The sequence below is a fragment of the Amycolatopsis benzoatilytica AK 16/65 genome (genome assembly GCF_000383915.1).
In the GTDB taxonomy this organism is placed as follows: domain Bacteria; phylum Actinomycetota; class Actinomycetes; order Mycobacteriales; family Pseudonocardiaceae; genus Amycolatopsis; species Amycolatopsis benzoatilytica.
This window is the reverse complement of record NZ_KB912942.1, coordinates 5,514,975-5,541,062: the sequence shown is the minus strand read 5'-3', so window position 1 is coordinate 5,541,062 and position 26,088 is coordinate 5,514,975. Positions and strand designations below refer to the sequence as shown.

The 26,088-nt window shown below is 69.8% G+C and carries 24 protein-coding genes; 11 read left to right on the top strand and 13 right to left on the bottom strand.

The window, feature by feature from the left end:
* Window positions 1-3: 3 nt before the first annotated feature.
* The gene (locus AMYBE_RS0125520; protein ID WP_027927999.1) at window positions 4-621 is read right to left on the bottom strand and encodes a YbaB/EbfC family nucleoid-associated protein; all 618 of its coding nucleotides are present in this window, start codon (window positions 619-621) and stop codon (window positions 4-6) included.
* A gap of 125 nt (window positions 622-746) precedes the next feature.
* On the opposite strand from AMYBE_RS0125520, the gene AMYBE_RS0125515 reads away from it, so the two are divergent.
* From AMYBE_RS0125515 to AMYBE_RS0125495, 4 genes are all read left to right on the top strand, one after another.
* The gene (locus AMYBE_RS0125515) at window positions 747-1,364 is read left to right on the top strand and encodes a TetR/AcrR family transcriptional regulator (RefSeq protein WP_020662231.1); all 618 of its coding nucleotides are present in this window, start codon (window positions 747-749) and stop codon (window positions 1,362-1,364) included.
* 461 nt (window positions 1,365-1,825) lie between these two features.
* The gene (locus tag AMYBE_RS0125505; RefSeq protein ID WP_020662229.1) at window positions 1,826-3,028 is read left to right on the top strand and encodes a cytochrome P450; all 1,203 of its coding nucleotides are present in this window, start codon (window positions 1,826-1,828) and stop codon (window positions 3,026-3,028) included.
* A 13-nt stretch (window positions 3,029-3,041) separates the two neighbouring features.
* Entirely contained in the window at window positions 3,042-3,236 is a 195-nt protein-coding gene (locus AMYBE_RS0125500; protein ID WP_020662228.1) for a ferredoxin, read from the top strand.
* Between the two features lie 49 nt (window positions 3,237-3,285).
* Window positions 3,286-4,071: a TetR/AcrR family transcriptional regulator gene (locus AMYBE_RS0125495; protein ID WP_020662227.1), complete on the top strand. Its 786-nt coding sequence runs from the start codon at window positions 3,286-3,288 to the stop codon at window positions 4,069-4,071.
* Between the two features lie 33 nt (window positions 4,072-4,104).
* Here AMYBE_RS0125495 and AMYBE_RS0125490 read toward each other — a convergent pair whose 3' ends face one another.
* From AMYBE_RS0125490 to AMYBE_RS0125465, 6 genes are all read right to left on the bottom strand, one after another.
* Window positions 4,105-4,860, bottom strand: a complete 756-nt coding sequence (locus tag AMYBE_RS0125490) for a methyltransferase domain-containing protein (protein ID WP_020662226.1) — start codon at window positions 4,858-4,860, stop codon at window positions 4,105-4,107.
* Window positions 4,861-4,938: 78 nt separating this feature from the next.
* Window positions 4,939-5,154, bottom strand: coding sequence for a putative acetyltransferase (locus tag AMYBE_RS0125485; protein WP_020662225.1), 216 nt, complete (start codon window positions 5,152-5,154; stop codon window positions 4,939-4,941).
* Window positions 5,151-5,390, bottom strand: a complete 240-nt coding sequence (locus AMYBE_RS0125480; protein ID WP_020662224.1) for a glutaredoxin family protein — start codon at window positions 5,388-5,390, stop codon at window positions 5,151-5,153. Before AMYBE_RS0125480 ends, AMYBE_RS0125485 begins: the two co-directional genes overlap by 4 nt.
* Window positions 5,387-7,507: a phage holin family protein gene (locus AMYBE_RS0125475; RefSeq protein ID WP_020662223.1), complete on the bottom strand. Its 2,121-nt coding sequence runs from the start codon at window positions 7,505-7,507 to the stop codon at window positions 5,387-5,389. The genes AMYBE_RS0125480 and AMYBE_RS0125475 overlap by 4 nt, the downstream gene beginning before the upstream one ends.
* A complete protein-coding gene (locus AMYBE_RS0125470) occupies window positions 7,504-8,091 on the bottom strand; it encodes a DedA family protein (protein WP_020662222.1) in 588 nt (195 codons plus the stop codon). Before AMYBE_RS0125470 ends, AMYBE_RS0125475 begins: the two co-directional genes overlap by 4 nt.
* Window positions 8,088-8,879, bottom strand: coding sequence for an MBL fold metallo-hydrolase (locus AMYBE_RS0125465; RefSeq protein ID WP_020662221.1), 792 nt, complete (start codon window positions 8,877-8,879; stop codon window positions 8,088-8,090). The genes AMYBE_RS0125470 and AMYBE_RS0125465 overlap by 4 nt, the downstream gene beginning before the upstream one ends.
* A gap of 591 nt (window positions 8,880-9,470) precedes the next feature.
* Between AMYBE_RS0125465 and AMYBE_RS0125460 the strand changes: the two genes are divergently transcribed.
* Window positions 9,471-11,054, top strand: a complete 1,584-nt coding sequence (locus tag AMYBE_RS0125460; RefSeq protein WP_154676299.1) for a sialidase family protein — start codon at window positions 9,471-9,473, stop codon at window positions 11,052-11,054.
* A gap of 45 nt (window positions 11,055-11,099) precedes the next feature.
* On the opposite strand, the gene AMYBE_RS0125455 is transcribed toward AMYBE_RS0125460, so the two are convergent.
* Genes AMYBE_RS0125455 through AMYBE_RS0125440 form a run of 4 tightly spaced genes read right to left on the bottom strand, consistent with a single transcriptional unit; the run spans window position 11,100 to window position 16,376 of the window.
* Window positions 11,100-13,154 carry a glycoside hydrolase family 2 protein gene (locus tag AMYBE_RS0125455; RefSeq protein ID WP_020662219.1) on the bottom strand — a complete coding sequence of 685 codons (2,055 nt, stop codon included), beginning with the start codon at window positions 13,152-13,154 and terminating at the stop codon, window positions 11,100-11,102.
* 6 nt (window positions 13,155-13,160) lie between these two features.
* Window positions 13,161-14,036, bottom strand: coding sequence for a carbohydrate ABC transporter permease (locus AMYBE_RS0125450; protein ID WP_020662218.1), 876 nt, complete (start codon window positions 14,034-14,036; stop codon window positions 13,161-13,163).
* Between the two features lies 1 nt (window position 14,037).
* Window positions 14,038-14,994 (bottom strand): carbohydrate ABC transporter permease, encoded by a 957-nt coding sequence (locus AMYBE_RS0125445; protein ID WP_020662217.1) that lies wholly within the window; start codon window positions 14,992-14,994, stop codon window positions 14,038-14,040.
* On the bottom strand, window positions 14,991-16,376 hold the full coding sequence (locus AMYBE_RS0125440; RefSeq protein ID WP_020662216.1) for an ABC transporter substrate-binding protein: 1,386 nt from the start codon (window positions 16,374-16,376) through the stop codon (window positions 14,991-14,993). The genes AMYBE_RS0125445 and AMYBE_RS0125440 overlap by 4 nt, the downstream gene beginning before the upstream one ends.
* Window positions 16,377-16,488: 112 nt before the next feature.
* On the opposite strand from AMYBE_RS0125440, the gene AMYBE_RS0125435 reads away from it, so the two are divergent.
* The 5 genes from AMYBE_RS0125435 to AMYBE_RS0125415 all read left to right on the top strand — a co-directional run bounded on the left by AMYBE_RS0125435 (window position 16,489) and on the right by AMYBE_RS0125415 (window position 20,832).
* A complete protein-coding gene (locus tag AMYBE_RS0125435) occupies window positions 16,489-17,538 on the top strand; it encodes a LacI family DNA-binding transcriptional regulator (RefSeq protein WP_245573250.1) in 1,050 nt (349 codons plus the stop codon).
* A 32-nt stretch (window positions 17,539-17,570) separates the two neighbouring features.
* Complete coding sequence (locus tag AMYBE_RS0125430) at window positions 17,571-17,873, top strand: GNAT family N-acetyltransferase (protein ID WP_020662214.1); 303 nt, start codon at window positions 17,571-17,573, stop codon at window positions 17,871-17,873.
* A 175-nt stretch (window positions 17,874-18,048) separates the two neighbouring features.
* Entirely contained in the window at window positions 18,049-19,065 is a 1,017-nt protein-coding gene (locus AMYBE_RS0125425; RefSeq protein WP_020662213.1) for a S1 family peptidase, read from the top strand.
* 85 nt (window positions 19,066-19,150) lie between these two features.
* On the top strand, window positions 19,151-19,987 hold the full coding sequence (locus AMYBE_RS0125420; RefSeq protein WP_020662212.1) for an SCO6745 family protein: 837 nt from the start codon (window positions 19,151-19,153) through the stop codon (window positions 19,985-19,987).
* A gap of 89 nt (window positions 19,988-20,076) precedes the next feature.
* Window positions 20,077-20,832 carry an SDR family NAD(P)-dependent oxidoreductase gene (locus AMYBE_RS0125415; protein WP_027927998.1) on the top strand — a complete coding sequence of 252 codons (756 nt, stop codon included), beginning with the start codon at window positions 20,077-20,079 and terminating at the stop codon, window positions 20,830-20,832.
* A gap of 22 nt (window positions 20,833-20,854) precedes the next feature.
* Here the strand turns inward: AMYBE_RS0125415 and AMYBE_RS0125410 are convergent, their stop codons facing one another.
* Together AMYBE_RS0125410 and AMYBE_RS0125405 are read right to left on the bottom strand one after the other, a co-directional pair.
* Window positions 20,855-22,144, bottom strand: a complete 1,290-nt coding sequence (locus tag AMYBE_RS0125410; RefSeq protein ID WP_020662210.1) for a GGDEF domain-containing protein — start codon at window positions 22,142-22,144, stop codon at window positions 20,855-20,857.
* Between the two features lie 1,072 nt (window positions 22,145-23,216).
* Window positions 23,217-24,467: an MFS transporter gene (locus AMYBE_RS0125405; protein ID WP_020662209.1), complete on the bottom strand. Its 1,251-nt coding sequence runs from the start codon at window positions 24,465-24,467 to the stop codon at window positions 23,217-23,219.
* Between the two features lie 136 nt (window positions 24,468-24,603).
* On the opposite strand from AMYBE_RS0125405, the gene AMYBE_RS0125400 reads away from it, so the two are divergent.
* Window positions 24,604-26,082 (top strand): serine/threonine-protein kinase, encoded by a 1,479-nt coding sequence (locus AMYBE_RS0125400; protein ID WP_027927996.1) that lies wholly within the window; start codon window positions 24,604-24,606, stop codon window positions 26,080-26,082.
* Window positions 26,083-26,088: the final 6 nt, after the last annotated feature.

The following is a 26,088-nucleotide window of genomic DNA, read 5'->3' as shown; positions in this document are numbered from 1 at the left end:
CGATCACCACGGATCCATCTCGTCGTCGTCCTCGCCGGCCGCGCGCCGGCGGTGCGGACCCGATGTCGGCCGGGGTTGCTCCGGGGACGCGGGCTGCGGTGTCGCGGCGGGCGGAATGTTCGGCGCGGACGCACCAGCCGGCCGCCCCGGCGGCGCGTCCGGCGCGGGCGGCGCGTCCGGCGCGGGCGGCGCGGGCGGCGCGGGCGGGGCAGCCTGCGGCGCGGCTCCGCGCGGCGGTTCGGCACGCGGCGGCTCCGCGGGCGGTTCCGGCTCCGGTTCTTCTTCGGGCGCGGGCATGAACGACTTGACCATGTCCATCACCTCGCTGCCGCCGGCGATCGGTTCGAACGCGTCGAGCACGTCGCGCGACACCTGGCGTTGGGCTTTGCCGTAGGTCTCCATGATCAGCGCGGTGAGCCGGCTGCCGCCGTGGCGCAGGGCGCGGTCGTCGATCTGCAGCTCTTTGAGCGCACCGCCGGGCGTGACGGAGACCGTGACCAGTCCGTCCGCCGACCGGGCCCGGCCCTCGGCCGTGCTCAGCGTCTCCTGCAGCGCAAGGCTTTTCGCCTGCATCTCGTCCACTCGCCGCTGGAAGTCGTCCAGCCACCCTTGATCTTGCACCCACGAACGCTATCCAGTCTCCGGCACCGCCCGGTGAACCGCGGATGGCGGCCGGGCTACGAAACGACCGACATCCGCGGCGGGCCGAAGCTGCCGGCCGCGGCAAGAGCGGTAAGAATGGGCGAGTGTCTGAAGAGGTCCAGGCCCGCACGCGCAACCGCTGGGGCGAGGGCGAACGGCTGCGCGGAGAGATCCTCGCCGCGGCCAGCAGGCTGCTGTCGGAACTCGACGGCGAGGACGCGCTGACCATCCGCGGCGTCGCCCGGGCGGTCGGTATCGCTCCGGCCAGCATCTACCAGCATTTCAGTGACCGGGCAGCACTCGTTTCAGGACTGACCCAGCACGAATTCGGCCGGCTGCGGACGGCGATGGAGACCGCCGCGTCGGAAGTGCCGGACGGCGACGCGGTGGGGCGGGTGCGGGCGTTGCTGCACGCGTATTGCCGGTTCGCGATGGCCAATCCCGGTCACTACCGGTTGATGACCGCGAACGGGGCCAGCCGATCCGCGCCGGACGTGCGGCCGCGGGGGCCGATGGTGGACGTGGTCGATCTGATCACGGCGGCGTTTTCCCAGTGTGCCGAGGCGGGGTTCGCGCTCCGGGTGCCGGCCGAGCGGGCCGGGGTGATCGCGTTCGTCGGGATGCACGGACGGGTGGCGCTGTTCCATTCGCAGGCTCGGCGGCAGAGCGTGGAGCTCGTGGTGAGTTTCGCGGACGAGCTGCTGGAGCTGGTGTTCGACTGAGTCGGCGGCTCGCGACAGGTCCGTGAAGGGGCCGTTCGCGGACTTGGGTTCCCTCAAGGGGTCCTTCACGGACTTGGGTTCCCTGAAGGGGTCCTTCACGGACTTGGGTTCCCTGAAGGGGTCCTTCACGGACTTGGGTTCCCTGAAGGGGTCCTTCACGGACTCGGGTTCCCTGAAGGGGCCGTTCGCGGACTGGGGTTCCCTCAGGGGGTCCTTCGCGGACTCGGGTTCCCTCAGGGGGCCGTTCGCGGACTTAGGTTCCCTCAAGGGGCCCTTCACGGACCTGCCAGGAACGGCCGCTGCCGCATCGGCGAGGGCGTTTCCGCCCTTTTCCCGCCATTCGCCGCGGCCATCCCGGTGATCTTCGCGGTAGCTCCTGGGCAATCTTTCACCACCTTCCCTAACATGTGTTCGGTAAGTACCCGAACGATCGTTTGGCAACTTGCCCGCAGGAGGCTGTGATGACCGAAGCCGCGACCGAGTTCCCCATGACGCGGGGACGTTGCCCGTTCGATCCGCCGCCCGAGCTGGGCCGCCGGCAGCGCGACGAGCCGGTTTCGCGGGCGCGGATCTGGGATGGCAGCGAACCGTGGCTGTTCACCCGCTACGAAGACGTTCGCGCGATGCTCGCCGATCCCCGGGTGAGCGCCGATACGGATCTGCCCGGGTATCCGTCGCAGACGCCGGGGATCAAAGCTCGGCGGAGCCGGTTCAAGTCGTTCATCGGGATGGACGATCCGGAGCACGCCGCGCAGCGCCGGCTGCTCACCGGGGACTTCATGGTGAAGAAGATCGAGCGGATGCGGCCGCGGATCCAGCAGGTCGCCGATGAGCTGATCGACCGGATGCTCGCCGGTCCGCGACCGGCCGACCTGGTGGAAGAGCTGGCGCTGCCGTTGCCTTCGCTGGTGATCTGCGAACTGCTCGGCGTGCCCTACGCCGATCGGGACTTCTTCCACCGCTGCAGCAAGGTCCTGGTCTCCCGGGGCGCGAGCGCCGACGAGTCGCTCGCCGCCGGGCAGGAGCTGCTCGACTATCTCGGGCGGCTGGTCGAGAAGAAGCTCGCGGACCCGGCCGACGACGTGCTCAGCCGGCTCGCGACCGGGCAGGTCGCCACCGGCGAGATGACTGTCGGGGAAGCGGCCGCGATGGGGCAGTTGCTGCTGGTCGCCGGGCACGAGACCACGGCGAACATGATCGCGCTCGGCACCGTCGCGTTGCTGGAGCACCCGGACCAGCTCGCCGCGGTCCGCGACGCCGACGACGCGTTGCTGGCCAACGCGGTCGAGGAACTGCTGCGCTACCTCACCATCGTCCACTCCGGGCGGCGGCGGGTCGCGCTGGAAGACCTGGAGATCGGCGGCTGCCCGGTGCGCAAGGGCGACGGGCTGGTCGCCGCCACCGACATCGCCAACCGCGACGAAACACAGTTCCCGGAGCCGGACAAGCTCGACGTCACCCGCAAGGCGCGCCACCACGTCGCGTTCGGCTACGGCGTGCACCAATGCCTCGGCCAGCCGCTCGCGCGGGTCGAACTGCAGGTCGTGTACCGGACGCTTTACCGGCGGATTCCGACGCTCCGGCTGGCGAAGCCGCTGGAGGAGCTGAACTTCAAGCACGACATGATCGTCTACGGGGTGCACGAACTCCCCGTGACCTGGTGAAAGGAGTCGCGAGATGAAGGTGGTCGTGGACCAGTCCCGCTGTGTCGGAGCCGGGCAGTGCGTGCTCGTCGCTCCCGAGGTGTTCGACCAGCGCGAGGACGACGGGATAGTCCTGCTGCTGCAGGAGAATCCCGCCGAAGAGCTGCACGCGCGGGTCAAGGAGGCGGCGCAGCTGTGCCCGGCGCTGGCGATCGAGCTCGACGGCTGAACCCGCGGCTCCGGCGGTCCTTTATCCTGTAAGGGGAAAGGGGTCGCCGGTGGTCGTGTTCGCGGGGCAGGGCGACGCCCGTCGTTCGATGGAACTGCTGTGGCGCGCTGGCCCGTCGCCGCGCAGCGCACCCGGGCCGAAACCAGCGCTGAGCGTGGATCTGATCGTGCGCGCGGCGATCGAACTCGCCGACGTCGAAGGCATGTCGGCGCTGTCGATGCGCGCGGTCGGCGAACGGCTGGGGCGCACCGCGATGGCGCTCTACACCTACGTGCCGAGCAAGACCGACCTGATCGACCTGATGTGCGACCGGGTGTTCGGCGAGCTGCGCGCCGACCACGACCTGTCCGCGGGCTGGCGGTCCGCGTTCGGCGAGCTGGCCGCGGACCTGTGGGAGTTTCACCTGCGCCACCCGTGGCTGCTGCAGGTTTCTTACGCGCGGCCGGTACTCGGCCCGGGCGAGTTCCGGATGCAGGAGACCGTGCTGCGGGTCCTGTTCGCGACCGGACTGCCCGCCGGACAGGTGCGGCGGCTGGTGAGCGCGCTGCTCAACGTGGTTCGCGGCGCGGTGCAGATCGCCGCCGAATCACGACAGGCGGCGAAGGAAACCGGGCTGTCCGATGAGGACTGGTGGCGGGCGCGGTCCGCCGCGCTCGCCGAGCTGGCCCCGGATCTGGCTGACCGGTACCCGCACGTCGCGCGGCTGGGCGAGGACGGCGGGACCCCGCCGCCTGCCGGGGTGTCCTATTTGGAGCACGAAGCGCGGCTCAGCTTCGAGGCTGGCGTTGTGGTGCTGGCGGACGGCATCGAAGCCGCTGTCGCCGATGCCTGCTGAGCGGATACCGCCGGTGAGAACCGGCTTAGCCGCTCACGCCGGCTTGCGGGCCTCGATCAGGAACCGGGTAGTCGTCGCCACGAACGGTCCGTTCCGCAGTTCGCCGTCCAGTTCGCGCAGCCGCGGCAGGTACTCCTCGACCGTGAACCCCGGCACCATCCAGATCACCTTGCGCAGGAAGTAGATCACCGCGCCGATGTCGTGGAACTCGGTGCGCAGCTCCTCGAACCGCAAGTCGACCACTTCCAGTCCGGCGTTTTCCGCCGCCGCCCGCGCCCGGTCCGGATGCCGGCTGTTGCGGACGTCCGGCGGCTGCGGGCCGAGGAAGTATTCGACCAGCTCGAACACACTCCACGGCCCGACCTGCTGCGACAGATAGCTGCCGCCCGGCTTGAGCACCCGGGCGATCTCGTCCCACCACACGGTGACCGGATGCCGGGAGGTGACCAGCTCGAACGTGTTGTCCTGGAACGGAAGCGGTGGCTCGTCGGAGTCTTCGACAACCGTCGCGCCGCGCGGTTCGAGCAGCGCGGCGGCCTTGGCCAGATTCGGCGGCCACGATTCGGTGGCGACGGTCAGCGGCGGCAGTACCGGTACTCCGGCCAGCACCTCGCCGCCACCGGTCTGGATGTCCGCGACGGACCCGACGGTCCGCAGCCGTTCGCCGAGCAGCCGCTGATAGCCCCAGGACGGGCGCTGCTCGCTGGCTCGGCCGTCGAGCCAGGAGAAGTCCCAGCCGTCCACCGATGCGGCGGCGGCCTCTTCCACCAGTTCGTCGAAGGTGCGCATCCGGTGATCGTCACAGGTCCGGTCGCGGACAGCCACTCGATTTTCGCCGTTCCCGGCGTCCGGGATCCTCGAACTCTGTTACTCGCCTGCCGAGCCATGCCGCCGGACCGGTGCCGGCGGCACCGGCTTGGCGGCGACGATCGCGGCGAGCGGCACTACGACCAGCCCGCGTTTCGTTTCGACCGTGCAGGTTTCCTCGTCGCGGGCACGCAGCGGGCCGAGGGCGTCGGTGAACCCGCCCTCGATCCGGTAGCGCACCACGACGCGGGTGCCGAGCGGGAGATCGGCGATCATCGTGCCAGGTGCGCGTTCAGCTCGTCGTCGCTCGGCTCCACGAGGTGGCTGCCGTCCGCGAAGACGATGGTCGGGATGCGCCGGGCACCGTCCTGCAGCTCGCGCACGCGAGCTTCGGCGGCAGCGTCGGCCTCGACGTCCACGTAGTCGTACTCGACACCTTTCGCGTCGAGCAGCGCGCGGCTGCGTTTGACGTCCGGGCACCAGCTCGCGCCATAGACGATCGGGTTGCTCATGAAACGACCTCCGAGGGGACGACAGCGGTTGTGTCTTCGGCCGCACCGGCTTCCGGGTGGCCGAGGAAAGTGAGCCAGTCGCGGAACACGCGGTGCACGGCTTCCGCGCCGACGGGTTCGCCGGGAGTCGGGAACTCCTTCGGGTGCAAGAGGAAACCGCGCTGCTGCGGTCCGCCGAGCGCGCCATGCGAGCCGACGTGCCGTTCGAACGGCGACGACTGGTCCGAATCCGCGTCGTACCGGCTGTTGATCATGATGTCCGCGCAATGCGGGAACGTGTCGACGCGCGCGATCAGCTCGGCGGCGTGCGGTCCGTAGTCCGCCAGCGGGTCCTCGCCGATCACGACGCCGGTGGCCAGCCGTTTCAGTCCGTCGCGCCCGAGCACCACCGGGCCGAATTCGCCGCTGCGGACCAGCAAGAACCCGATGCCGTCGTGGTCGACCAGCGACGGCAGCAGGTCCGGGTGCTCGCGTTCGATGGTCTCCAGCTCGACCCGGCCCTCGTGTTCGGTGAACGACACCATCGCGAGGTGGCCGGACACGACCGCGACCACACCGGGCGCGACCCGGGTGACCCGGCCCGGCGAGCCGCTCGCGGTGCGCGGCCGGTCCTCGGCGCATTCGGCGTCCTCGACCCGGGCGCGGAGCCGGCGCGCGATCAGCCCGCCGGTCGCGGTCGCCTCGGCGAGAGCGGCGTTCACCTGCCAGCTTTCCGCCTGCCGACGCTTCCCTTGCTCCGCAACTGGTTCGCCGCCGCACAGCCGGCCGATGAGCGCTTCGACGGTCTCGCCGAACCGGTCGACGAACGCCTGCCCTTGCGTCTGTCCGTGATCCGACAGCCCGACGAGGTGGTAGCGGCGCGGCGCGAGCCGCCCGGCGCGCAGCAGCCGCGCGAACTGCTGGTCGATCGAGCGCAGCACCGCCAGCGTGTCGAACCGTTCGATGCCGGAATGATGCGCGACCTCGTCGTAGCCGAGGAAATCCGCGTACACCACCGGCCGGCCGGCGAGCATGTCGCCGATGATCGCCGACACCACGACGTCGCGAGCGATCACCGTCGTGCCGGGCCGGGCGAGCGGGTACACGCCGCCGCGCGGGATGCGCGGCAGCACTCCGGCGCGGCGCTGCCGGGCCGCGGCGGACAGCTCGCGGACCACGTCCACGAGGGCGACGCCGAAGGTGCGCAACACGTTGACCGGGTTGGCGAAGTAGGCGCGATAGCCGGTGCCGACCCGGCCCCGGCGACGCTTGCGCGGAGTGAGGACCGGCACGGAACTCATGGTGAGGCTGACGTGCGCGGCGTCGCCGGAGAACAGGTTGCCGTGGCTCGCGCCGCCGATCGACAGCAGCCCGCGCCCGTCGCTGTGCCGCCGCTCGATCTCGGCCGCGTCGGACGGGTGCGCGCACGCCATGACGTGGTCGCGATCCTTTTCGTACCAGCGGAAACCGAGGATGTCGTGGTTCGAACCGTGCAGGATGCCGCAGACCGCCGCGCCGGTCTGCGAACTCCAGTCGGTGTGCCAGCGGGTGAGCGAATGGGTGCCTTCGGAGAGCCACGCGGCGAAGGTCGGCATGTCGCCGTCGCGGATCGCGCGGCGGACGGTGTCGTAGCCGAGCCCGTCGATCTGCAGGAAGACGACACCGGGCGGGGCGTCGGAGAAGTCCGTGCGGTGCGCGGACTTCCGGTGCCGGCGGGCGGCGCGGCGGAAGAAGATCTCGTCTTCGTCGACGGCCAGCACGCTGGAGATCACCGCGCCGACGGCGGCCATCGAGACGGTGATGAGCACCGCGGTGGAGAAGCCGCGCAGTTCGACGCCGGGCACGGCTTTCAGGATCCCCAGCGTCGCGGCGCTGAGCAGGAGGTAGGTGCCGACGCCGAGCGTGAAATACGTGATGGGCCAGGCGACTCGCACCACGAACGGCCACACCACCGAGATCAGCAGGCCGAGGATCAGCGCGCACACCGTCGGCTGCCACCACGAATGCAGGGCGAACCCGTCCAGCCACGCGTCGAGGAGCCGGAGGGCGCCGGTGACCGCCGCCCACACCAGCAGGACACGGGCGACGACGCGGCCGCCGCGCAGTAACCGGCCCTTCGCCGGAGCGGGTGCGGTCACCGGGATCCTCCCGTCTGGTGCGCTGCCCGCCATTTCGAAATCGCGGTGGTCAGGACGGTCACCACCAGCACCAGGACAGTGGCCAGCAGTGTCGCGATCAGCGGCGAGTCGAAGATGCCGCCGCTGACGATGCCCAGCAGCGCGTACGCGACCGCCCAGAGCACGCAGGCCAGCAGCCCGGACGGCAGGAACTTGCGCCACGGGTAGCCGAGGGTGCCGGCGGCCAGCAGGACCGGGATCCGGCCGGCCGGGACCAGGCGGCCAATCACCACCAGCTGCCAGCCCCGGCGGGCGAACTGGTCGCGGCCCTTGGTGAGCCGGTCGGCTTGCTGGCGTCGCTCGACGAAGCGGAGCAGAGCTTCGCTGCCGAACCGTGGGACGGCGAAGGTGATGACGTCGCCGAGATACGCGCCCGCGACGGCCAGCAGGATGACCAGCGGGAGCGCCAGATGATCGGTGGTCATCGCGACCGCGGCGGCCGCGCCGACGACCGCGCCGGTGGGAACGACGGGAATGACGGAGCCCAGCAGGACTCCGCCGAACACGGCCGGGTAACCGATCGCCGACGGGTCGGTCCAGCTCACCCGTGCTCCCGGCGGGCGGGCAGCAGGACATCGGAGCCGGGCCGGGTGTGCAGGACCTCGGTGGACAGGCCCGCGCAGCGGACGTGGTGGGCGAACGTCCGCGGCGGTTCGACCAGCAGCCGGCGCATCTTCGCGGTGCGGTGGAGGCCGGGGACAGCGAGCGTGCCCCAGTGGACCGGGACCGCCGCACGGGCCTGCAGAAGCGCCGCGGCTTCGGCGGCGCGTTCCGGGGTGAGGTGGCCGGGGCCGAGATTCGGGCCCCAGCCCCAGACCGGGAGCAGAGCCACGTCGACCGGACCTAGCGCCGCCATGCCGGGGAAGAGGTCGGTGTCGCCGGCCGAATAGATCCGGTAGCCGTCGGCTTCGAGAAGGTGGCCGAGAGCCGGGCTTTGCGGGCCGTGGGTGAGCCGCGGACCCCAGCGGTGGCCGGAATGCACGGCTTCGGTGGCGGTGATGGCGAGGTCGCCGTCGACGATCGTTTCGCCGGGGGAGATTTCTTCCACCGCGGTGAAGCCGTGCTTCGCCAGCCAGGAGCCAGCGCCTCTCGGGACGACGATCGGCATGCCAGCGCCGAGCAGCTTGAGGGACGGCAGGTGCAAGTGGTCGCCGTGGAGATGGGAGATGAGGACGACGTCCACGCCGGTCCAGGCGCCGACGTCCGGTTTCGGCGCGACTCGGGCGAGCGGGCCGATCCACTGGGTGAGGACTGGGTCGGTGAGCGCGACTCGCCCGCCTAGCTCGACGCGCGTAGTCGCGTGACCGAGGAAGTGGAGGGCGGGGGTCTGCACAGTGTCGAGTATTGCCCTGGGCCGGCGCGAACGCTCGGCGGAGTGGCAGCGCACACCCTGCTGGGCGACGAGCCCGCGGCAGCGCTTGGCCGGATAGTCCGTGAAGGGCCCCTTGCGGGAGGTGGGTGTCGTGAGGGGTTCCGTTGCGGAACTGGGTGCCGTGAAGGGGTCCTTGAGGGACTTGAGCGCCGTGAAGGGCCCCTTGCGGGACTTGAGCGCCGTAAAGGGCCCCTTGCGGGACTTGGATTCCCTCAAGGGGTCCTTCACGGAATCAAGGCTGCGCGCGCGGCAATCGGCGCCGAAGCAGTCCGCCGCGAGATTTCCTTGCAACGTGTGCAAATCGGAGTACCCTCAGTTTTTCACACGATGGCAAAGCGGCCTGGACCCCTGTGGCGGCCTCCTCTTCGAGAAGCTTCGGCGCACTGCGGCCGCGAGTCGTGGTGCCCGGGAAGGGGAGCAGCCGAGCGGCTGTGGCGCCGTCCCGTCCTAGGAGTGACGCTCATGTCGCCTGGTCCCCAGACTTTCCGTTCTCGCTCTGGCCCGAGACGGCGCGGCCCACTGGTCGCCGCGGTCGTGCTCGGCGCTGCCGTCATGGCCGCGATTCCGGCGAGCCCCGCTGCCGCGGCTACCACCTCTGGCGGGGTGCTTTACCGGCCCAGCACCGCCAGTGGTTCTACTGAGGACGCGAGCTATCCGCGCGTCGTCCGCCTGGCGCACAACGGCAGTGCGAACGGCACGCTGCTGGCCACGTTCTCGCACTCCGGCACCGGTGTCGGAAAGGCGAACTTTCCGGTCTACCGCTCGACCGACAACGGCGTCACCTGGACGTCCTCGCCGATCGGCACTGTCACCGACACTCAGCACGGCTGGGATCTCGACGGCCCGACGCTCTACGAACTGCCGCGCGCCGAAGGAGCGCTGCCGGCCGGCACCCTGCTCGCCGCCGGGACCGCCTGGAACCACGGCGACTACACGCAGCAGGCCGTCGAGGTATTCGCGTCCACCGACCAGGGCGCGAGCTGGACGTATCGCAGTTCGTGCGCGGCCGAGTCCGGGATGGCGAACACGATCGGCCACGGCATCTGGGAGCCGGAGTTCGCCACCACCGACCACGGGCTCATCTGCTACTTCTCCGACGAGCGCCCGTCGGTGAACAACTACGCCCAGGTTCTCGCGCACGCCGTCTCTACCGACGGCGGCCTGACGTGGGGCAGCGAGGTTTACGACGTCGCTCTGCAGAACGGAGTCGACCGGCCAGGAATGGCGACCGTCGTGCCGTTGCCCAACGGCACTTACGCGATGACCTACGAGGACTGCAAAGCCGGTGCTGACCCGGACCAGGCATGCGACGTCTACTTCAAAACGTCTCCGGACGCCGAAGCGTGGAATCCCGGCAGCCTCGGCACCCGGATCGAGACCGCCGACCACCGGTTCCTGCTGCACACGCCGTACCTGACCTGGTCGCCGGCGGGCGGTGCGAACGGGACCCTCATCGCGTCCGGACAGCGGGTCGTCGCGGGCGCTGACGGGGCGCTGGCGATCCAGCCGGAGGACGGACACGTGCTGTTCGTGAACCGGAACCTCGGATCCGGTGCCTGGCAGGAGATCACCACTCCGGTGACCACCGCGCCGACCGGCGGCTATGACGCGGGCGAGACCGCCTGTGCCGGGTACAGCTCGCCGTTGCTCGGCGCGCCCTCGGGCAACACCTTCCTGATGCTCGCGGGCACGCATTTGTCCACCGGCAAATGCGAAACGGACTTCGGCACGGCGACGCTGCCGAACGCGCAGGGGCAGATCACCGGTCCCGGCACCACCGGCAAATGTGTCGACGTGAACACCAACACGTCGGTCAACGGCAACGCGGTGCAGCTCTACACCTGCGGTATCGCGACGGGGCAGCAGTGGTCGCTGGAAACCGACGGCACTGTCCGCGCCTTCGACAAGTGCCTCAACATCGTCGGCGGCGGCACCGCGAATTCGTCCAAAGTAGAGCTTCGCGACTGCCTCGGTACGCCCGCGCAGCAGTGGCAGGCCCGCGCCGACGGGTCGATCTACAACCCGCAGTCGGGTCGCTGTCTCGACGATCCGCAGGCGCAGACCGCGGACGGCACGCAGTTGCAGATCTATGACTGCAACGGCTTGTTCACCCAGGTCTGGCACGTTCCCGCCTGATCGGAAAGGGCGGCCGGCTCGGCTGGCCGCCCTTTCCTCGAACGATCAGTCCCGCGCGCCCCGCCGGTTGAGCTCCTCCACGACTGCCGCGTCCACGAAGGTCCGCGCGGCCACCTTGCCGTCCGTCTCCAGCCACAGGTGCAGCCGCGCCGGACCGCCGGGTGCCGGGACCGTCAGCGGGAACGCGTCGCTGAGCTGGAACGGTTTCGCTTGCGCCGCGATGGAGGCGGTGGCCTCCGGGAGCCCGCGCGAACCCGACGTGCCCCACGCCGCGTGCAGCGTTCCCGCGATCGGCTCGCGTCCGGTGTGCGATACGTGCACGTCCAGCGTTAACGGCTCGACCGGGACCGGCAGGTCGGCCCCGGCGTGCGCCGGAACGAGGTCGACTACCAGGGTCGTCTCCGCGAACGCGTCCGCCGGGTCCAGCCCGCCCCAGTCCTTCGGCCGCCGGTGCGCGTCCAGCAGGCCGGCCATTTCGTGTTCCACATCGGTCAGCTCGGTGTAGATGTATCCGGAGAACCGGTCGTGCCTGCGGATCTCCTGGGTCTGCCAGCGCACGTGCCACGCCCGTTCCAGGCTGGTGAACCCGGCGCCGTACTCGCTGTTCAGCACCGGCAGGCCGGAGCGCGGGAAGCCGGCCGAACCATAGAACGATTTGTCGACCAGGAAGTCCGGCCGGAGCCTGACCTCGAACGACTCCCGCTCCCCGGACGCGAGCGCGGCGAGGTTTTCGGCCCAGTTGCGCGGGTTTTCGTCGTAGTAGTGCCAATCGACCAGGTCTGTCTTGACGTGCGCCCAGCCGGAGTTCTCCACGATCGGGCGCGTGTCGTCGAGCGAGCGCATGAGGTCGTAGGCGCGCTCGGCCGCGGCGGCGCGCTCCGGGCTGCCCGGGATGTCCCAGTCCAGACCCCATTCTTCGTTGTACAGCCCCCAGATCACGATCGAGGGATGGTTCCCGTCGCGCCGCACGAGGTCGGGCAGTTGCGCCTCGAACGCGGCCGCCGCGGCCGGGCTGAACCGGCTCGGGCCCGGCGGTTCGGCCCAGACCAGCATCCCGATCCGGTCCGCGTGGTCGAGCCACCGCGGTTCTTCGGCCTTGAGATGCTTGCGCACCAGCGAAAACCCGAGTTCCCGTGCCAGTTCGAGGTCGCGGACCAAGGCTTCGTCGTCCGGTGCGGTGAGCCCGGACTCCGGCCAGTAGCCTTGGTCGAGCACTCCTCTTACGTACAGCTGTTCCCCGTTGAGATACAACGCTTCGCCGCGCGTTTCGATCCGGCGCAACCCGCCGGTGACCGTCAGCCGGTCGGCGTCGTCGCCGTCGCCCACGGTCAGTGCGATGGAGTAGAGGTGCGGTGATTCGGGGCTCCACAGCCGTGGCGACGGAACTTCCAGCCGACCGGAGAACCGCCCGTCGCGCACCGGCAGGACGGTCTCGCGGCCGTCCAGAAGAGCGACCACCGCAGCGCTGCCCGGAGCGTCCCCGGCGAGTTCTCCGGCGATGTCGAAGCCGGTCAGCGAATCCCCGCGCACGGAGACCTCGGCCGCGTAGGTACGTCCGCGCGCTTCGAGCCAGACGCTCTGCCAGATCCCGGACGTCGGGGTGAACGAAACGCCGTCGTAGTCGTCGCGGGGAATCGAACGCTGTTTGCCGTGCGGGATTTCGCGCTTGTCCGCCGGTGCCTCGACCTCGACCGTCAGCTCGGCGGGCCGGCCCGGCTTCAGCACCTCGGTGACGTCGAACTCGAACGAGCTGTGCCCGCCGACGTGCGAACCGACCGGCACGCCGTCGATCGACACGACCGCCCGGTGATGCACCGCGCCGAAGCACAGCACTACGCGGCGGCCAGTCCACTCCGGGGGGACCGTGACCGTGCGGGCGTAGACCGCGCGCGGCAGCCAGGTCCGGTGCACACCGGAAGCCGGGGTCTCCCAAGCGAACGGGACGATGATCGACTCGGGAGCCCCGTCGTCCGCGGTGAACCGCCAGCGGCCGTTGAGACTCAGCCACCGCGCGGACCGATCCCGGTCCGGACGCGGATAGCCGGGCCGGGGGAGCGCCTCCGCGGCGATCGGATCGGCGGCGTTCTCGGCAATCGTCATGGTGTGTCAGCCCTTTACGCTTCCGGCGAGAATGCCGTTGATGAAGTGCTTCTGCAGCACGATGAACAGGATCAGGAGCGGGACGAGCGCGAGCGACGCGGCGGCGAGCAGTTCGCCGGTGATGGTCGCGTAGTCGGATCCCACCCGGTTGCCCGAGATGTTCTGGGCGAGGGTCGAGAGGACCACCTGGAGGGTGGCCATCCGGCTGGAACTGGCCGCGACGACCGGCCAGACGAAATCGTTGTAGATGTTCATGATGGTCAGCACGCCGAGCCCGGCGAGACCCGGCCGGATCGCCGGGAGGACCACTCGCCGGAAGATGCCGAACTCGCCGCAGCCGTCGACCCGGGCGGCGTCGAGCAGCTCGTCCGGCACCGCCGCGATCACCTGGCGCATCCAGAAAATCGCGAACGCGTCGACCGAACCGGGCAGGATCAGCGCCTGATAGGTGTTGACCCAGCCGAGTTCCTTCATCTCCAGCAGCAGCGGGATGACCAGCACGATGGTCGGCAGCATCAAGGTGAGCAGCACGGCGCCGAAGATCAGGTTCCGGCCCGCGAAGCGGTACTTCGCGAACGCGTAGGCCGCCAGCGGCGCGCAGAACATCGTGATCGCGCCCTTCGCCGCGAGCACGACGGCGGTGTTGAGAAACCCGCTGCCGATCGGGACGTCCTGGAACATCCCGCGGAAATTGGCGAGGGTGAAGGTCGCCGGATCGAACCCGAGCGGGTTCCGGATGATTTCGCCCGCCGGTTTGAACGACGAAAGGATCGCCCACGCCACCGGCGCGAGCAGGGCGACGGTCAGCACGATCAGGAACGCGTGCGAGCCGAGCAGCGGCCGGGGTGCGGTCCGCCGTTCGCGGACGCCGAGGGCAGTCATGTCAGTCCTCCGCTCGGAGCAGCCGGACGAACAGCAGAGACACCGCCATCACGACGATCACCAGCAGGAACGAGTTCGCCGCCCCGGTGCCGAGATCCGCCCGGGTGATGTGGTTGTAGAGATAGAGCCCGGCCGTGGTGGTCGAGTTGTACGGCCCGCCTTTCGTCGCCACGTACGGCTCGGCGAACATCTGGAACACCGCCAGCGTCTGCAGAACCAGGCTGAACATCAGCGACCGGCGCAGCAGCGGAACGGTGATCGACCGCAGTTGCCGCATCCGTCCGGCCCCGTCCAGCGCGGCCGCCTCGTACAGCCCGCGGTCGATCTGCTGGAGTCCGGAAAGGACGATCAGCACCACGAACCCGGTGGTCTTCCAGAGAAACAGCAGCGCGAGCGTCGGCTTCGCCCACCCGCTCGTGACGAGCCAGCCGACCGGCGGAAGGCCGACCGCGCCGAGCATCGCGTTCACCGCGCCGTTGTCCTGGTCGAACAGCACGATCCAGATCTGCGCGACCGCGACCAGCGGCGTCACGAACGGCACGACGAACGCCACCCGGTAGAACCCGCGCAGCCGCTTGATCGCGTTGAGCAGCACCGCCACGACGACCGCCAGCACCATCTGTGCCGGGACGATCAGCAGCCACAACACGCCGGAGTTGCCGAGCGACGACCAGAACCCGCTGCTGGTCAGCAGATAGCGGTAGTTGTCGAGACCGATCCAGTGCGCTGCACCGGATCCGTGCCAGTCGGTGAAGCTCAGGCGCAGCGTGAAGAACAGCGGGTAGACGCTGAAAGCCAGGAACACCACCACGAACGGCAGCACGAACACATACGGCGCGAGGAGACGACGCCACGGCAGGGTGCGCCGCCGGCGGCGCGGTGCCCGGGCGCGCGGCTCGACGGCCGGTGGCGGTTCCCGGAACACCTTCGCCGCGGCGAAAACGGAACGGGTGGTCATTTGCGGTTGACCAGGTTGGTCTGGATGTCCTGGCTCGCCTTGTCGATCACCTGTCGCGGGGTCAGCGCGCCGTCCAGCATCTTCTGCAGGTCAGTGCCGAGGTAGTCGACCGCGCCGGACCACCAGGCCGGGATCGGCGCGCCGCCGGGGATTTCCCGGCCGGCTTCGACGGCGGTCTTCCAGAGGTCCTGCCCGCCCATCGCGTCGATCGGCCGGAACAGCGGCTTCGCCGGGTCGGCGGCGGGCCGGTAAGCCGGGACCGAGGTGTTCAGGCCGCCCGGATAGACCGCGTTCGGTCCGTAGACGCCGGTGTAGCCGGCCTGGTCGAACATCAGGAAGCGGTAGAACAGCCAGGCCAGCTTCGGGTTCTTGGCGTCCTTGGGAATGACGAACGACGAGCCGCCCATCGCACCGCTGCGCGCGCCGCCTGGGGTCCACGCCGGCAACGGCATCGCTCGCCAGTCGCCCTTGGTGGCGGTCAATTGCTGCTGCGGGGCGAAGTCGAACCAGATCGCCCACGGGTAGAAGACCTCGTCGGCCGACTCCAGCGCGCTGACGTCGGTGGGCTTCAGGTACTCCGCGCGGGTGCCGAGCCCGTCTTTGCGCACGGTGTCCAGCCAGGTCAGGATCTGCTGGTACGGCGCGGAATTCAGTCGCAGCGCGCCGTCCGGGCCGGCGAGGCTGGTGCCGAACTGGCTGGCGAACATCTCGAGCTGGAGCTGGCTGTTGAAGGCGTCCTGTTCCAGATGGATCGGCTTCGCGCCGGGCTTGAACTGCTGGTATTTCTTCGCCGCGGCGAGCAAGTCGTCATAGGTCTTGACGGCGTTCGGGTCGATCCCGGCCGCGCTGAGCGCCTTCGCGTTGTAGAACAGCAGCCCGGGGTCGAGGTCGAAGGGCACGCCGTAAATGCCGCCGTTGACGGTGTTGACGTCGACCTTCTGCTTGGCGATGTCCTTGAGATAGGGCGCGAGCACGTCCTTGAGATTCCACAGGTGGCTGACGTAGCCGCCGACCTTCGCGTCGTCGAGGAAGACGCCGTCGGGCACGTCGGTGCCGGTGATCAGCGTGTTCTGGAGCTTGCCGGCGATGTCGACGGCCTCGTGCTTGACCGTGACGCCGGGATATTTCGCGGTGAACTTCTTGATCGCGGAGTCGAAGACCTTGTACAGGTCGCCGGAGCGGTCCCAGATCGTGATCTCGCCCTTCGGCGCATCGTCCGCCGGGGCCTGCAGCACGGCGTTGTCCGCGGCGGTGCTGTCGGAGCTGATGTCCGGGCCGCAGGCGCTCAGCCCGGCGACGAGCAGAGCCGCGGCGGCGACGGCACCGGTGCGGCCGGCGAGGAGACGGGCTGACCGGCCGCTCCGTCCGAGAGTGGATTTCATGGCACTCCTTTGTGCGGGACGGCGGCAAGGCGGCGGGCGGGGAGCGGCACGCCGTGGATTTGCCAACGTAGGCAAACTGTACGACATGCTTGCACACGTTGCAAAAGGTAGGATGACTTCCGGAGAAGGGAGCTTCATGGCGGCGACGTTGCGGGACGTGGCGGATCGGGCGCAGGTTTCGGTGCGCACGGTGTCGAACGTCGTCAGCGGCTACGAGCACGTCAGCGAGAAGATGCGCCTGCGTGTGCTGCGGGCCATCGAAGAGCTCGGCTACATCCCGAACCCGGTCGCCCGCACGCTGCGCACCGGCAAGACCGGGCTGCTCTCGCTGGTGGTGCCGGAGATCGACGTGCCCTACTTCAGCCAGCTCGCCCGCGAGGTCATCGACGCCGCCGCGAGCCTCGGTTTCCAGGTGATGATCGACCAGACCGGGCACGACCACGATCGGGAGCGCCAGCTGTTGCGCGGAGGGGGCAGGCGCAATCTGTTCGACGGCATGCTGTTCGCGCCGCTCGCGACCGGCGACGAGCTGCGCGACGTGGATCCGGCGCGTTCGTCGCCGCTGATCCTGCTCGGCGAGCACGTCTTCGATCACCGCTTCGACCACGTGGCGATCGACAATGTCGTCGCGGCCCACGATGCGACGACGCATCTGCTCGACCGCGGCCGCACCCGGATCGCGGCGATCGGCGCCCAGCCGAAGGAGATGTACTCGACGCCGTTGCAGCGCACGGAGGGATTCCGCAAGGCGCTCGACGAGCGCGGTCTGGAGCCGGTGAACGCGCTGCAGGCCCCGGCTGCCCACTACGGCCGGGCAGCCGGATACAGCGCGATGGCGTCGCTGCTTCGCGAGTCTCCTCGCCCGGACGCCGTTTTCTGCTACTCCGACCTGCTCGCGATGGGCGCGATCCGCGCGGTGTTCGACGCCGGCCTGCGCGTGCCGGAAGACGTGGCGGTCATCGGCATCGACGACATCGAGGAAGGCCGCTATTCCCGGCCGTCGTTGAGCACCGTTTCGCTGGACACTCCGTTCATCGCCCGTACCGCGGTGTCCCGCCTCGCCGCCCGCATCCAGGATCCAGGCCTGCCTGCGGAGGAGTTCGTCGCGCCGCACACGGTGCTCGCCAGGGAAAGCACCGGAGCGCGCCCGGGCGGAGAGTGAGCTGGGCGGCAGCTGTGTGTGAGGATGCGGGGATGAGCGAAGAAGAACCCCGTGTCTCCCGCAACGACAGTGAGAGCCGCTACGAGGTGCACGCGGACGGCAAGCTGGCCGGATTCGCCGAATTCACGCAGAAAGGCACGCTGGCCGTCTTCACGCACACCGAGATCGGCGACGAGTTCGGCGGCCGCGGGCTCGGCAAGGTGCTGGCGAAGGCAGCGCTCGACGACGTCGTGGCGCGCGGCGACGTGATCGTGCCGGTGTGCCCGTTCATCGCCGGGTACCTGCGCAAGAACGACGGGTACGCCGACCACGTGCGGTGGCCCGGCGAACACTGAATCCGCGTGGGAGGGCGCTGTTCGGCCGATCCGGGTGGGCCGAACGGCGCAGCGAAACCCGATTTGTCGGCATCGTTTGGTGATTAACCAACCTTCGTCGGTTTCGCGTTGGTTGCCGGGCAACAACAGTGTGGGGCGTCCCACCGGTCGGTTCACCCCACCTGGAGGAAGATCCATGACTTCCCGGAAGACGCTCGTCGCAGGGATCACGACGCTGTCCGCCGCGGCGTTGACCGCGGGCATGTGCGTGAACGCCGCCTCGGCCAGCCCGTTGGCGTTCGCCCAGATGCAGGCACAGGCCATCACGCAGGCGACGCAGGTCGCCGACTCGCTCGGCGCCGGCAACGGCGGCATCTACCTGGAGAACGGCAAGGCCGTCGTGAACGTCACCGACGCCGTCGCGCAGGAGAAGGCCAAGGCGGCCGGCTTCATGACCAAGCAGGTCAAGTACAGCTTCACCGCGCTCACCAACGCGAAGAACCAGATGGACGCGGTCAAGAACGTGCCCCAGACCTCGTGGGGCATCGACACCAAGAACAACCAGGTCGTCGTGAAGATCTACGACTCCGCGTCGCAGGCCGCGAAGGACAAGGTCGCCGCCGCGGCGGCGAAGCTGGGCGACGCGGCGCGCGTCGAGCATCGAAGCGGCAAGCTGGCCACCTACATCGCCGACGGCGACTCGATCAACAACGGCCAGTTCACCTGCTCGCTGGGCTTCAACGTGACCAAGGGCGGCCAGCCGTACATGCTGACCGCGGGCCACTGCACCAACGAAGGCGGCACCTGGTCCGGCGGCGACGTGTCCGGCGCGCAGGTCGTGAAGAGCGACTGCCCCGGCGCCGACTCCGGCCTGCTGACCCGGCCGAACGGCACCGGCGACGGCGCGATCAACACCGGCCAGAAGATCAGCAGCGCCGGCACCCCGACCGTCGGCGAGCAGATGCAGAAGATGGGCCAGACCACCGGCGGCGGCAGCGGCCAGGTCACCTCGGTCGACGAGTCGGTGAACTTCGACGTCGGCGTGCTGAACCACGAGTTCGGCACCACGGCGCACACCGACCACGGCGACTCCGGCGGCCCCGCGTACGACGGGTCGAAGGGGCTGGGCACGCTTTCCGGTGGCGACACCCAGACCAGCTACTTCTACCCGCTGACCCTGGAGCTGCAGTCCTACGGCCTCGAGCTCGCCTGACGTTTTCGCTTCCGCGGCCCGTCGTCCGGTGAAACACCGGACGACGGGCCGTTTCTTGTCCTATCCCCGGCTTAAGGTTCGGGGCATGAACTCAGCACGGAGTCTGTGGTCGGCCCTCGAACCGCTGCACGCGGTCGTCTACTTCGCTCCGGAACCGGCGGACGCGGCGAAGGAAGCCGGCTTGCGCGGTTGGTGGATGGGCTACTTCGCCGGGCGGGCGGCACCGCTCGGTGCGGTCGGCCCAGCCCCGGTCACGGCCATGTTCTACGGCTTCGCGCCGCGAATGGTCGAGCGGGCGCTGCCGGACGCGTGGACGTTCGCCTCGGCGGACGAGGTGCTGCGCACCCGTGTCGAAGCAGTCGAGGCAGCGTTGGCGCGGCTGCTCGGCCCAGTCTCGGTCGACGAACTGGTCGCGCTGCTGGAAACGGCGGTGGCCGGCTGTCGGTTCGACGGCCGGCCACTCGGTGCGGCCTGGGCCGCGGCGTCGCGGCCGGACCGGCCGCTGGCCCGGTTGTGGCTGGCGACGGCCGCGCTGCGCGAACACCGTGGGGACGGTCATGTGCTGGCGGCGGTGGCGTCCGGGCTGTCCGGGCTGGAGGCGTCACTGACGCACATCGCCACCGGCGCGACTACGCGCGAGCAGCTGCAGCGCGCCCGCGGCTGGACCGACGAGGAGTGGACGGCGGCGACGGAACGCCTGGCCGAGCGGGGTTTGCTGGACCGCGACGGGTTGACCTCGGCTGGTGCCGACGTCCGGCGGACGGTCGAGGAGACAACGGACCGGCTCGCCGCGGATCCGTTGGCCGCGCTGGGCCCGGCCGGGGTCGAGCGGGTGCTGGAGCTGGCGACGCCGTTGAGCCGGGCGGTCGTGGACGCGGGCGGGGTGCCGATTCCGAATCCGATGGGCATGCCGCGGCCCTGAGCTTTTCGCGGCTCGCCTCGCCCGGATGTCGATTCCCTGGTTCCCCGTTCGACGCACTGGTGAATGCCACTTCGAAGGGAGCCGACCTGATGTTGCTCGAAGGCAAGAACGCAGTCGTTTACGGTGCCGGCGGCGGGATCGGTGGCGCGTTCGCACGAGCGTTCGCCGGCGAAGGCGCGCGGGTGTTCCTGGCCGGACGCACCCGGTCGAAGCTGGAGCGAGTCGCGGACGAGATCCGCGCGGCGGGCGGGACAGCCGACGTCGCAGTGGTCGATGCGCTGGACGAGCAGTCCGTCGACGCGCACGCGGACGCCGTGGTCGCGGCTGCTGGCAGCCTGGACATCTCGGTGAACGTGATCAGCCACGGCGACGTCCAGGGCACCCCGATGATCGAGATGTCGCTGGCTGATTACGAACAACCGGTGGTCACCGGGGTGCGGACGACGTTCCTCACCATGCGCGCCGCGGGCCGCCACATGAAGCGGCAGGACGGCGGCGTAGTCCTGCTCTTCGGCGGAGACGGAGACCCGGTGCGCAACCACGCGGTCGGCGGTCTGCAGGCGGGGTTCGCGGCGTTGGAGGCGATGCGCCGGCAGCTGGCTGCCGAGCTCGGCCGGTACGGGGTGCGCACGGTGACGCTGCGGACCGGCGGAGTCCCGGAAACCATCCCGGCGGATTTCCCGGGCGCGCGGGAGCTGGCGGCGGAACTGGCGGAACCGACGATGCTCGGCCGGACCGCGACCCTGGCGGACGTCGGCGCGGTGGCCGCGTTCGCCGCATCGGACCGAGCCCGCACGATGACGGCGGCAACGGTGAACGTCAGCTGCGGAGCGCTGGTGGACTAGCGCGGCGAACGCGCCGCGACCGTCAGGCGCTGGCCGCCAGCTCGACCCGGTTCCGCCCGGCCTGTTTCGCCCGGTACAGCGCCGCGTCGGCGGCCACCAGCACGTCGTCGACCGTTGCGAGGTGTTCCGCCGGGTAGAGCGCGCAGCCGATCGACACGGTCAGGTCGCTGATCACGTCGTCGCGGTCCGGCAGCGCGACGACCACCTGCGGGATCCGCCGCCGGATGCGGTCGGCGATGTGGCCCAGGTGTTCGGCGCTCGGGATGTCCGGCAGCGCGATCGCGAACTCCTCGCCGCCCCAGCGACCGCAGACGTCCTGGTCGCGCACTTCCGACCGCAGCGACAGCGCGATCTCGCGCAGCACCAGATCGCCGGTCGGATGGCCGTAGGTGTCGTTGATCGCTTTGAAGTGGTCGAGGTCCAGGAGCAGAACGCCGACGTTGTCCTGGCTGGCTCGCGCGCGTTCGAGGTAGCGCTCGGCGACGGTGCGCCACCAGCGTTTGGTGGCGAGGCCGGTGGTGACGTCGGTGCGCGCGTCGCGCTGGAACTGGGTCAGCAGCAGCCCCCGGTGCAACGCGACGAGCGCGACCACCACACCGACCAGGACCAGCGGGTTCGCCAGAATCAGGAGTGCCGCGGTGACCAGGCCGAGCCCGATCGCGCCGGCTTCCAGCAACTGGTCGCCGAAACCGGAGAACAGGTCGGAGAACGACCGCGGCGGGTTCGACAGCGCGATGGCCGCCATCACCAGCGCGGTGTTGATCGCCCAGCGCAGCCCGGCGGCGAGGACGAAGACGAGGAGATCCAGCAGCCCGGGCCCGAACCCGGTGGCCAAGCCGCCCGGGTACGCGTGCATCCCGAGCGCGAGCACGGCGACTGCCGCCTGCGTGCCGCACAGCACCGTGGCGGAGGAGAAGATCCACCGGTGCGGCAGGACCGGCCGTTCGCGCGGCCAGATCCGCCACCAGGCGACGGCGTAGGTGAACACCACCATCGCCGACGCCAGCACCGCCGGCAGCGCCACCACCGCGGCAATGCTCCAGACCGCTTTGGTGTCGACGTACGCGACGGCGGGCGCGCGGCTGTACTCGCGTTGCCGCTCGATGTGCCGCGTCGCCTCGATCGCCAGCGCCGCGCACACGGCGAGCACGCCGAAGCGGATCAGGTCGACGCGGTGGACCGGGGCGAGCCACGCGGTAGCGAAAGTGGAGGCGATCGCGATGACGTTTACCAGCAGCACGTAGGTGCGGACGGGAGAAGGCAACCTCCACAGGCGCCACCCCGTGAACCAGTTGCCGACCTGTCCGCGCACTCTTCACCTCACCCGGTTGGCTTCTACGGTAAACGACGAGGCGCGTCGGGTGCCGCCCGTCGTCCGGACTCTGGGAATGCGGTGGCGATTTCGCCCGGTCAGCCCAGCGCCGGACGGCCGGCGAGGGGAGGTGACCACTGCGAGTAGCGGCGTACTGCGCCGAATCCGCGGCGGAGCAGGGAAACCACCGGACGGCCGCGGGGTTGCCCGCGGGCACGTTCGGTGACCGCCAGACCCGCGATGACGTGCGGAAACCGCCGCGAGCGGGAACCCGGAGGGGAGGTGACGACCGTGCGCGACAACAACTGGACCGCCCAGCGGTGACCTCGGCCGGTCTCGGGGTCTCGAGCCGAGGTCGAGGGTTCGGTCTTTTCCGGCGGGAGGAGGTGCCCACAGTGCGGGACAACAACTGGTGATTTCGAGCGGTGAGAACACCTGGCGGCGGTGGCGGCCAGGTCGAGCGGAGGGAGACGCGCGGTGCGCGACAACAACTGGTGACAAGGAGTGGCGGAAATGCCGGGTTTCGGAGGGAGGTGCGTGATGCGCGACAACAACTGGACTCGCTGAGGACCGCGATCGGCGACCAAGAAAGGAGGTGCCAGCGATGCGTGACAACAACTGGGCTCGTTAAGGGAGCGAAACGGTGCTGGCTGAGCAGGGAAGGAGGTCCGTGCGGTGCGTGACAACAACTGGACTCGCTGAGCAGGAATCCGCTGTCTGACCGATGGAAGGAGGTCGTGTGGTGCGTGACAACAACTGGACCCGCTGACCGCTGCCTGGCAACCGGTTCGAGAAGGAGGTGACCGATCGCGATGCGTGACAACAACTGGACTCGCTGAGCAGGAATCCGCTGTCTGACCGATGGAAGGAGGTCGTGTGGTGCGTGACAACAACTGGACCCGCTGATCCCGAATCCGCCCTTCGACCACGAAAGGAGCCCCTCGCCATGCGTGACAACAACTGGACCCGCTGATCCGCGTCCCGAAACCCCGTCTCCAAGGAGGTGAGAGGGCATGCGTGACAACAACTGGAGCTGACCCGTACCAGCCCCGCGGCGCGCCGGTCCCGCGGACTACTGCGCGGGTGGTGGGGCGGCCCCGTCGAGGGGAGATCGGCGGGGCTGCGCCGCACCGTCCGCCCGCACCGCCCGCGTCCACGCGATCCCGGCTGCCGCCGCGCAGCCGGTCCCGGCGACCGCGGCGATCGCGACCACCGTCGTCGGCGCGAACGCTTGCGCCAGCGCGCCCGCGCCCGCGATGGTCAGGCCCTGTGCCGCCCGCAGCGCCGCGATCGCGACTCCGATCACCTGTCCGCGCTGTTCCGGCGGCGAGGAAAGGCTGTACTGCACCTGCGTGATCAAGTCATGTGCGGAGAACATCCCGGACACCGTCCACAGCGCGACGAGCACCGGCACCGAAAGGGTCCAGCCGGTGGGCAGCAGCACCAGACTGCTCGCCACGGCGAGCGGCCCCAGCCATCGCACTTGCCGCGCCCGGGGCAGCCGGCTGATCAGCAACGCTCCGAGCAGCGTCCCGATCGGATTCGCGATCAGCAGCCAGCCCAGTACCCCGGTCCCGCCGACCTGCGCGGCGACCGGCACCGCCAGCCCCTCCGGAACCACGTAGAACCCGCAGCAGCAGGCGACCGCGAGCAGCGATCGCAGCTTCCGGTCCCGCACCACCAATCGGCAGCCGGCCTTGAGCGACGCCCACTGCGGAGCGCGTTCCGTCACGTGCGAGACCGGATACCGCCGTAACCCCAGCCGCAACGCCGCCGCCGAGACCGCGAACGTCACCGCGTCCGCCCACAGTGCGCCCGAAACCCCGAGCCACGCGACGACCGCGGCTCCCGCACCGAAGCCGATCACCAGTGCGGCCTGATACGTCGAGGAAAGCAGCGCTTGGCCGGTCGCGAGCCGTTCCTCGCCGAGCAGGTCCGGCAGCACCGCCTGCCGCGCGGACTGGAACGGCCCGGCCGCCAGCTGGACCACCACGAGCAGGCCCGCCGCGACCGGCCACGGCATGCCCGGGATCGCCATCAACGCCACGAGCAGCGCACGGACGACGTCCGCGACGACGAGCACGGTACGTCGCGGAAACCGGTCCGCCAGGCCGCCGAGCGCGCCGCCCAGAAGGTCGGGCAGATAGGTCAGCGCGTAGGCGCCGGCGGCCCAACCGGCGGATTCGGTGCGGTTGAACACCAACACGGTCAACGCGACACGTGCCAGTTGGTCACCGGCCACTGACAGGACGTGAGCGAGCCAGAGTGCGCGGAATTCGGCCACGCCGAACACGCTCCGGAAAGTCGGCGCCGTCGTGGTCATCTGCTCACCCTGTCGCGACTCGGCCACCCGGAGCAACCCCGGCCCGGCCCGGGTGGGTCGCGCACCCGGTCCGGGCCGTCCGTGGAAAACTGGGTGATCGCCGTCCGTGGATGATGTCGCACCGAAGGGTTTTCCGTTGACCGAGGAGAGCCGGCAGGTCGCCGGTCGCTACGAACTCGTCGAACTGATCGGCAGCGGCGCGATGGGGATGGTGTGGCGCGGACAGGACAAGATCCTGGGCCGCGTCGTCGCCGTCAAGGAACTCCTCATGCCGGTGAACCAGGGCGAGGACAAGGTCGAGGAAGCGCGCAACCGCGCCATGCGCGAGGCCCGCATCGCCGCCCGGCTGCAGCATCCGAACGCCATTTCGGTGTTCAACGTGGTCGAGCACGAGGACCGGCCGTGGCTGATCATGGAGTACCTGCCCTCGCGCAGCCTCGCGGTGAAACTGCGCGAGGACGGTCCGCTGACCGTCGACGAGGCGATCCCGTTCGCGGTGCAGCTGGCCGGCGTGCTCGCCGCCGCGCACCGGGCGGGCATCGTGCACCGCGACGTCAAGCCGGGCAACGTCCTGCTCGGCGACGACGGCACGGTCAAGGTGACCGATTTCGGCATTTCGCGCGCGGTCGGCGACGTCACGCTCACCGCGACCGGCGAAATCTCCGGCACGCCCGCGTTTCTCGCGCCGGAGGTCGCCCGCGGCGAGGACGCGACGTTCGCCTCCGACGTCTTCGCGCTCGGCGCCACGCTGTACATGGCGGTCGAGGGCGCGCCGCCGTTCGGCACCGCGGACAACGCGATCGCCTTGCTGTACCGGGTTTCCAGCGGTTCGATCAGCCCGCCGAAGCAGGCCGGGAAGCTGGAGCCGCTGCTGCTGAAGCTGCTGGAGCTCAAGCCGGAGAACCGGCCGTCGATGGAAGAGGTCGCCGCCGAACTGCGCAAGCTGGACGGCGGCGTCACGCCGGTCGCGACCGTCCCGGAACCGCCGACCCTGCCGGGCGCGAAGCCGCCGGTGCTCGCCGCGTCCGCCGCCGAGCCGGCCCCGGCCGCGGCGACCGCGGCCGCTCCGGTGGACCGAAGACGGCGCGGGATGATCCTCGCCGGCGCGGGCGCGCTGCTCGTCGTGATCGCGGTCATCCTGACTGTCGTGCTCACCCGGAATTCTGGCCAGCCGACTCAGCCCGTGGCGGCTTCCTCCACCGGAACTCCGGCTCCCAACGCCACTCCGAGCTATTCGGCCGCCCAGTCGGTGGCTCCTCCGGCATCGCCGCGGTCGTCCTCCGCGTCGCCCAGTTCGGCGGCGAACTCGCCGGAAGCGATGCAGGCCGCGCTGCGCGAGTACTTCGGTTCCCTGCCGGGCAACCTGGAACACGGCTGGGCGATGCTCACCGACGGCTTCAAGAGCCGGAACAACCAGACTTTCGACCGCTACAAGTCCTGGTGGACCCGGTTCAGCTCGGTGACCGTGGCCGACTTGACGGTCCTCGGCGACAACCGCCTCCGTGCGTCGATCACCTACCACTACGCGAACGGCAAGAGCGAGACGGAGCTGCACTACTACACGATGGTGCAGGCCAACGGGCAGTGGCAGATCGACGTGGAGAGCAACAAGTAGGGCGGT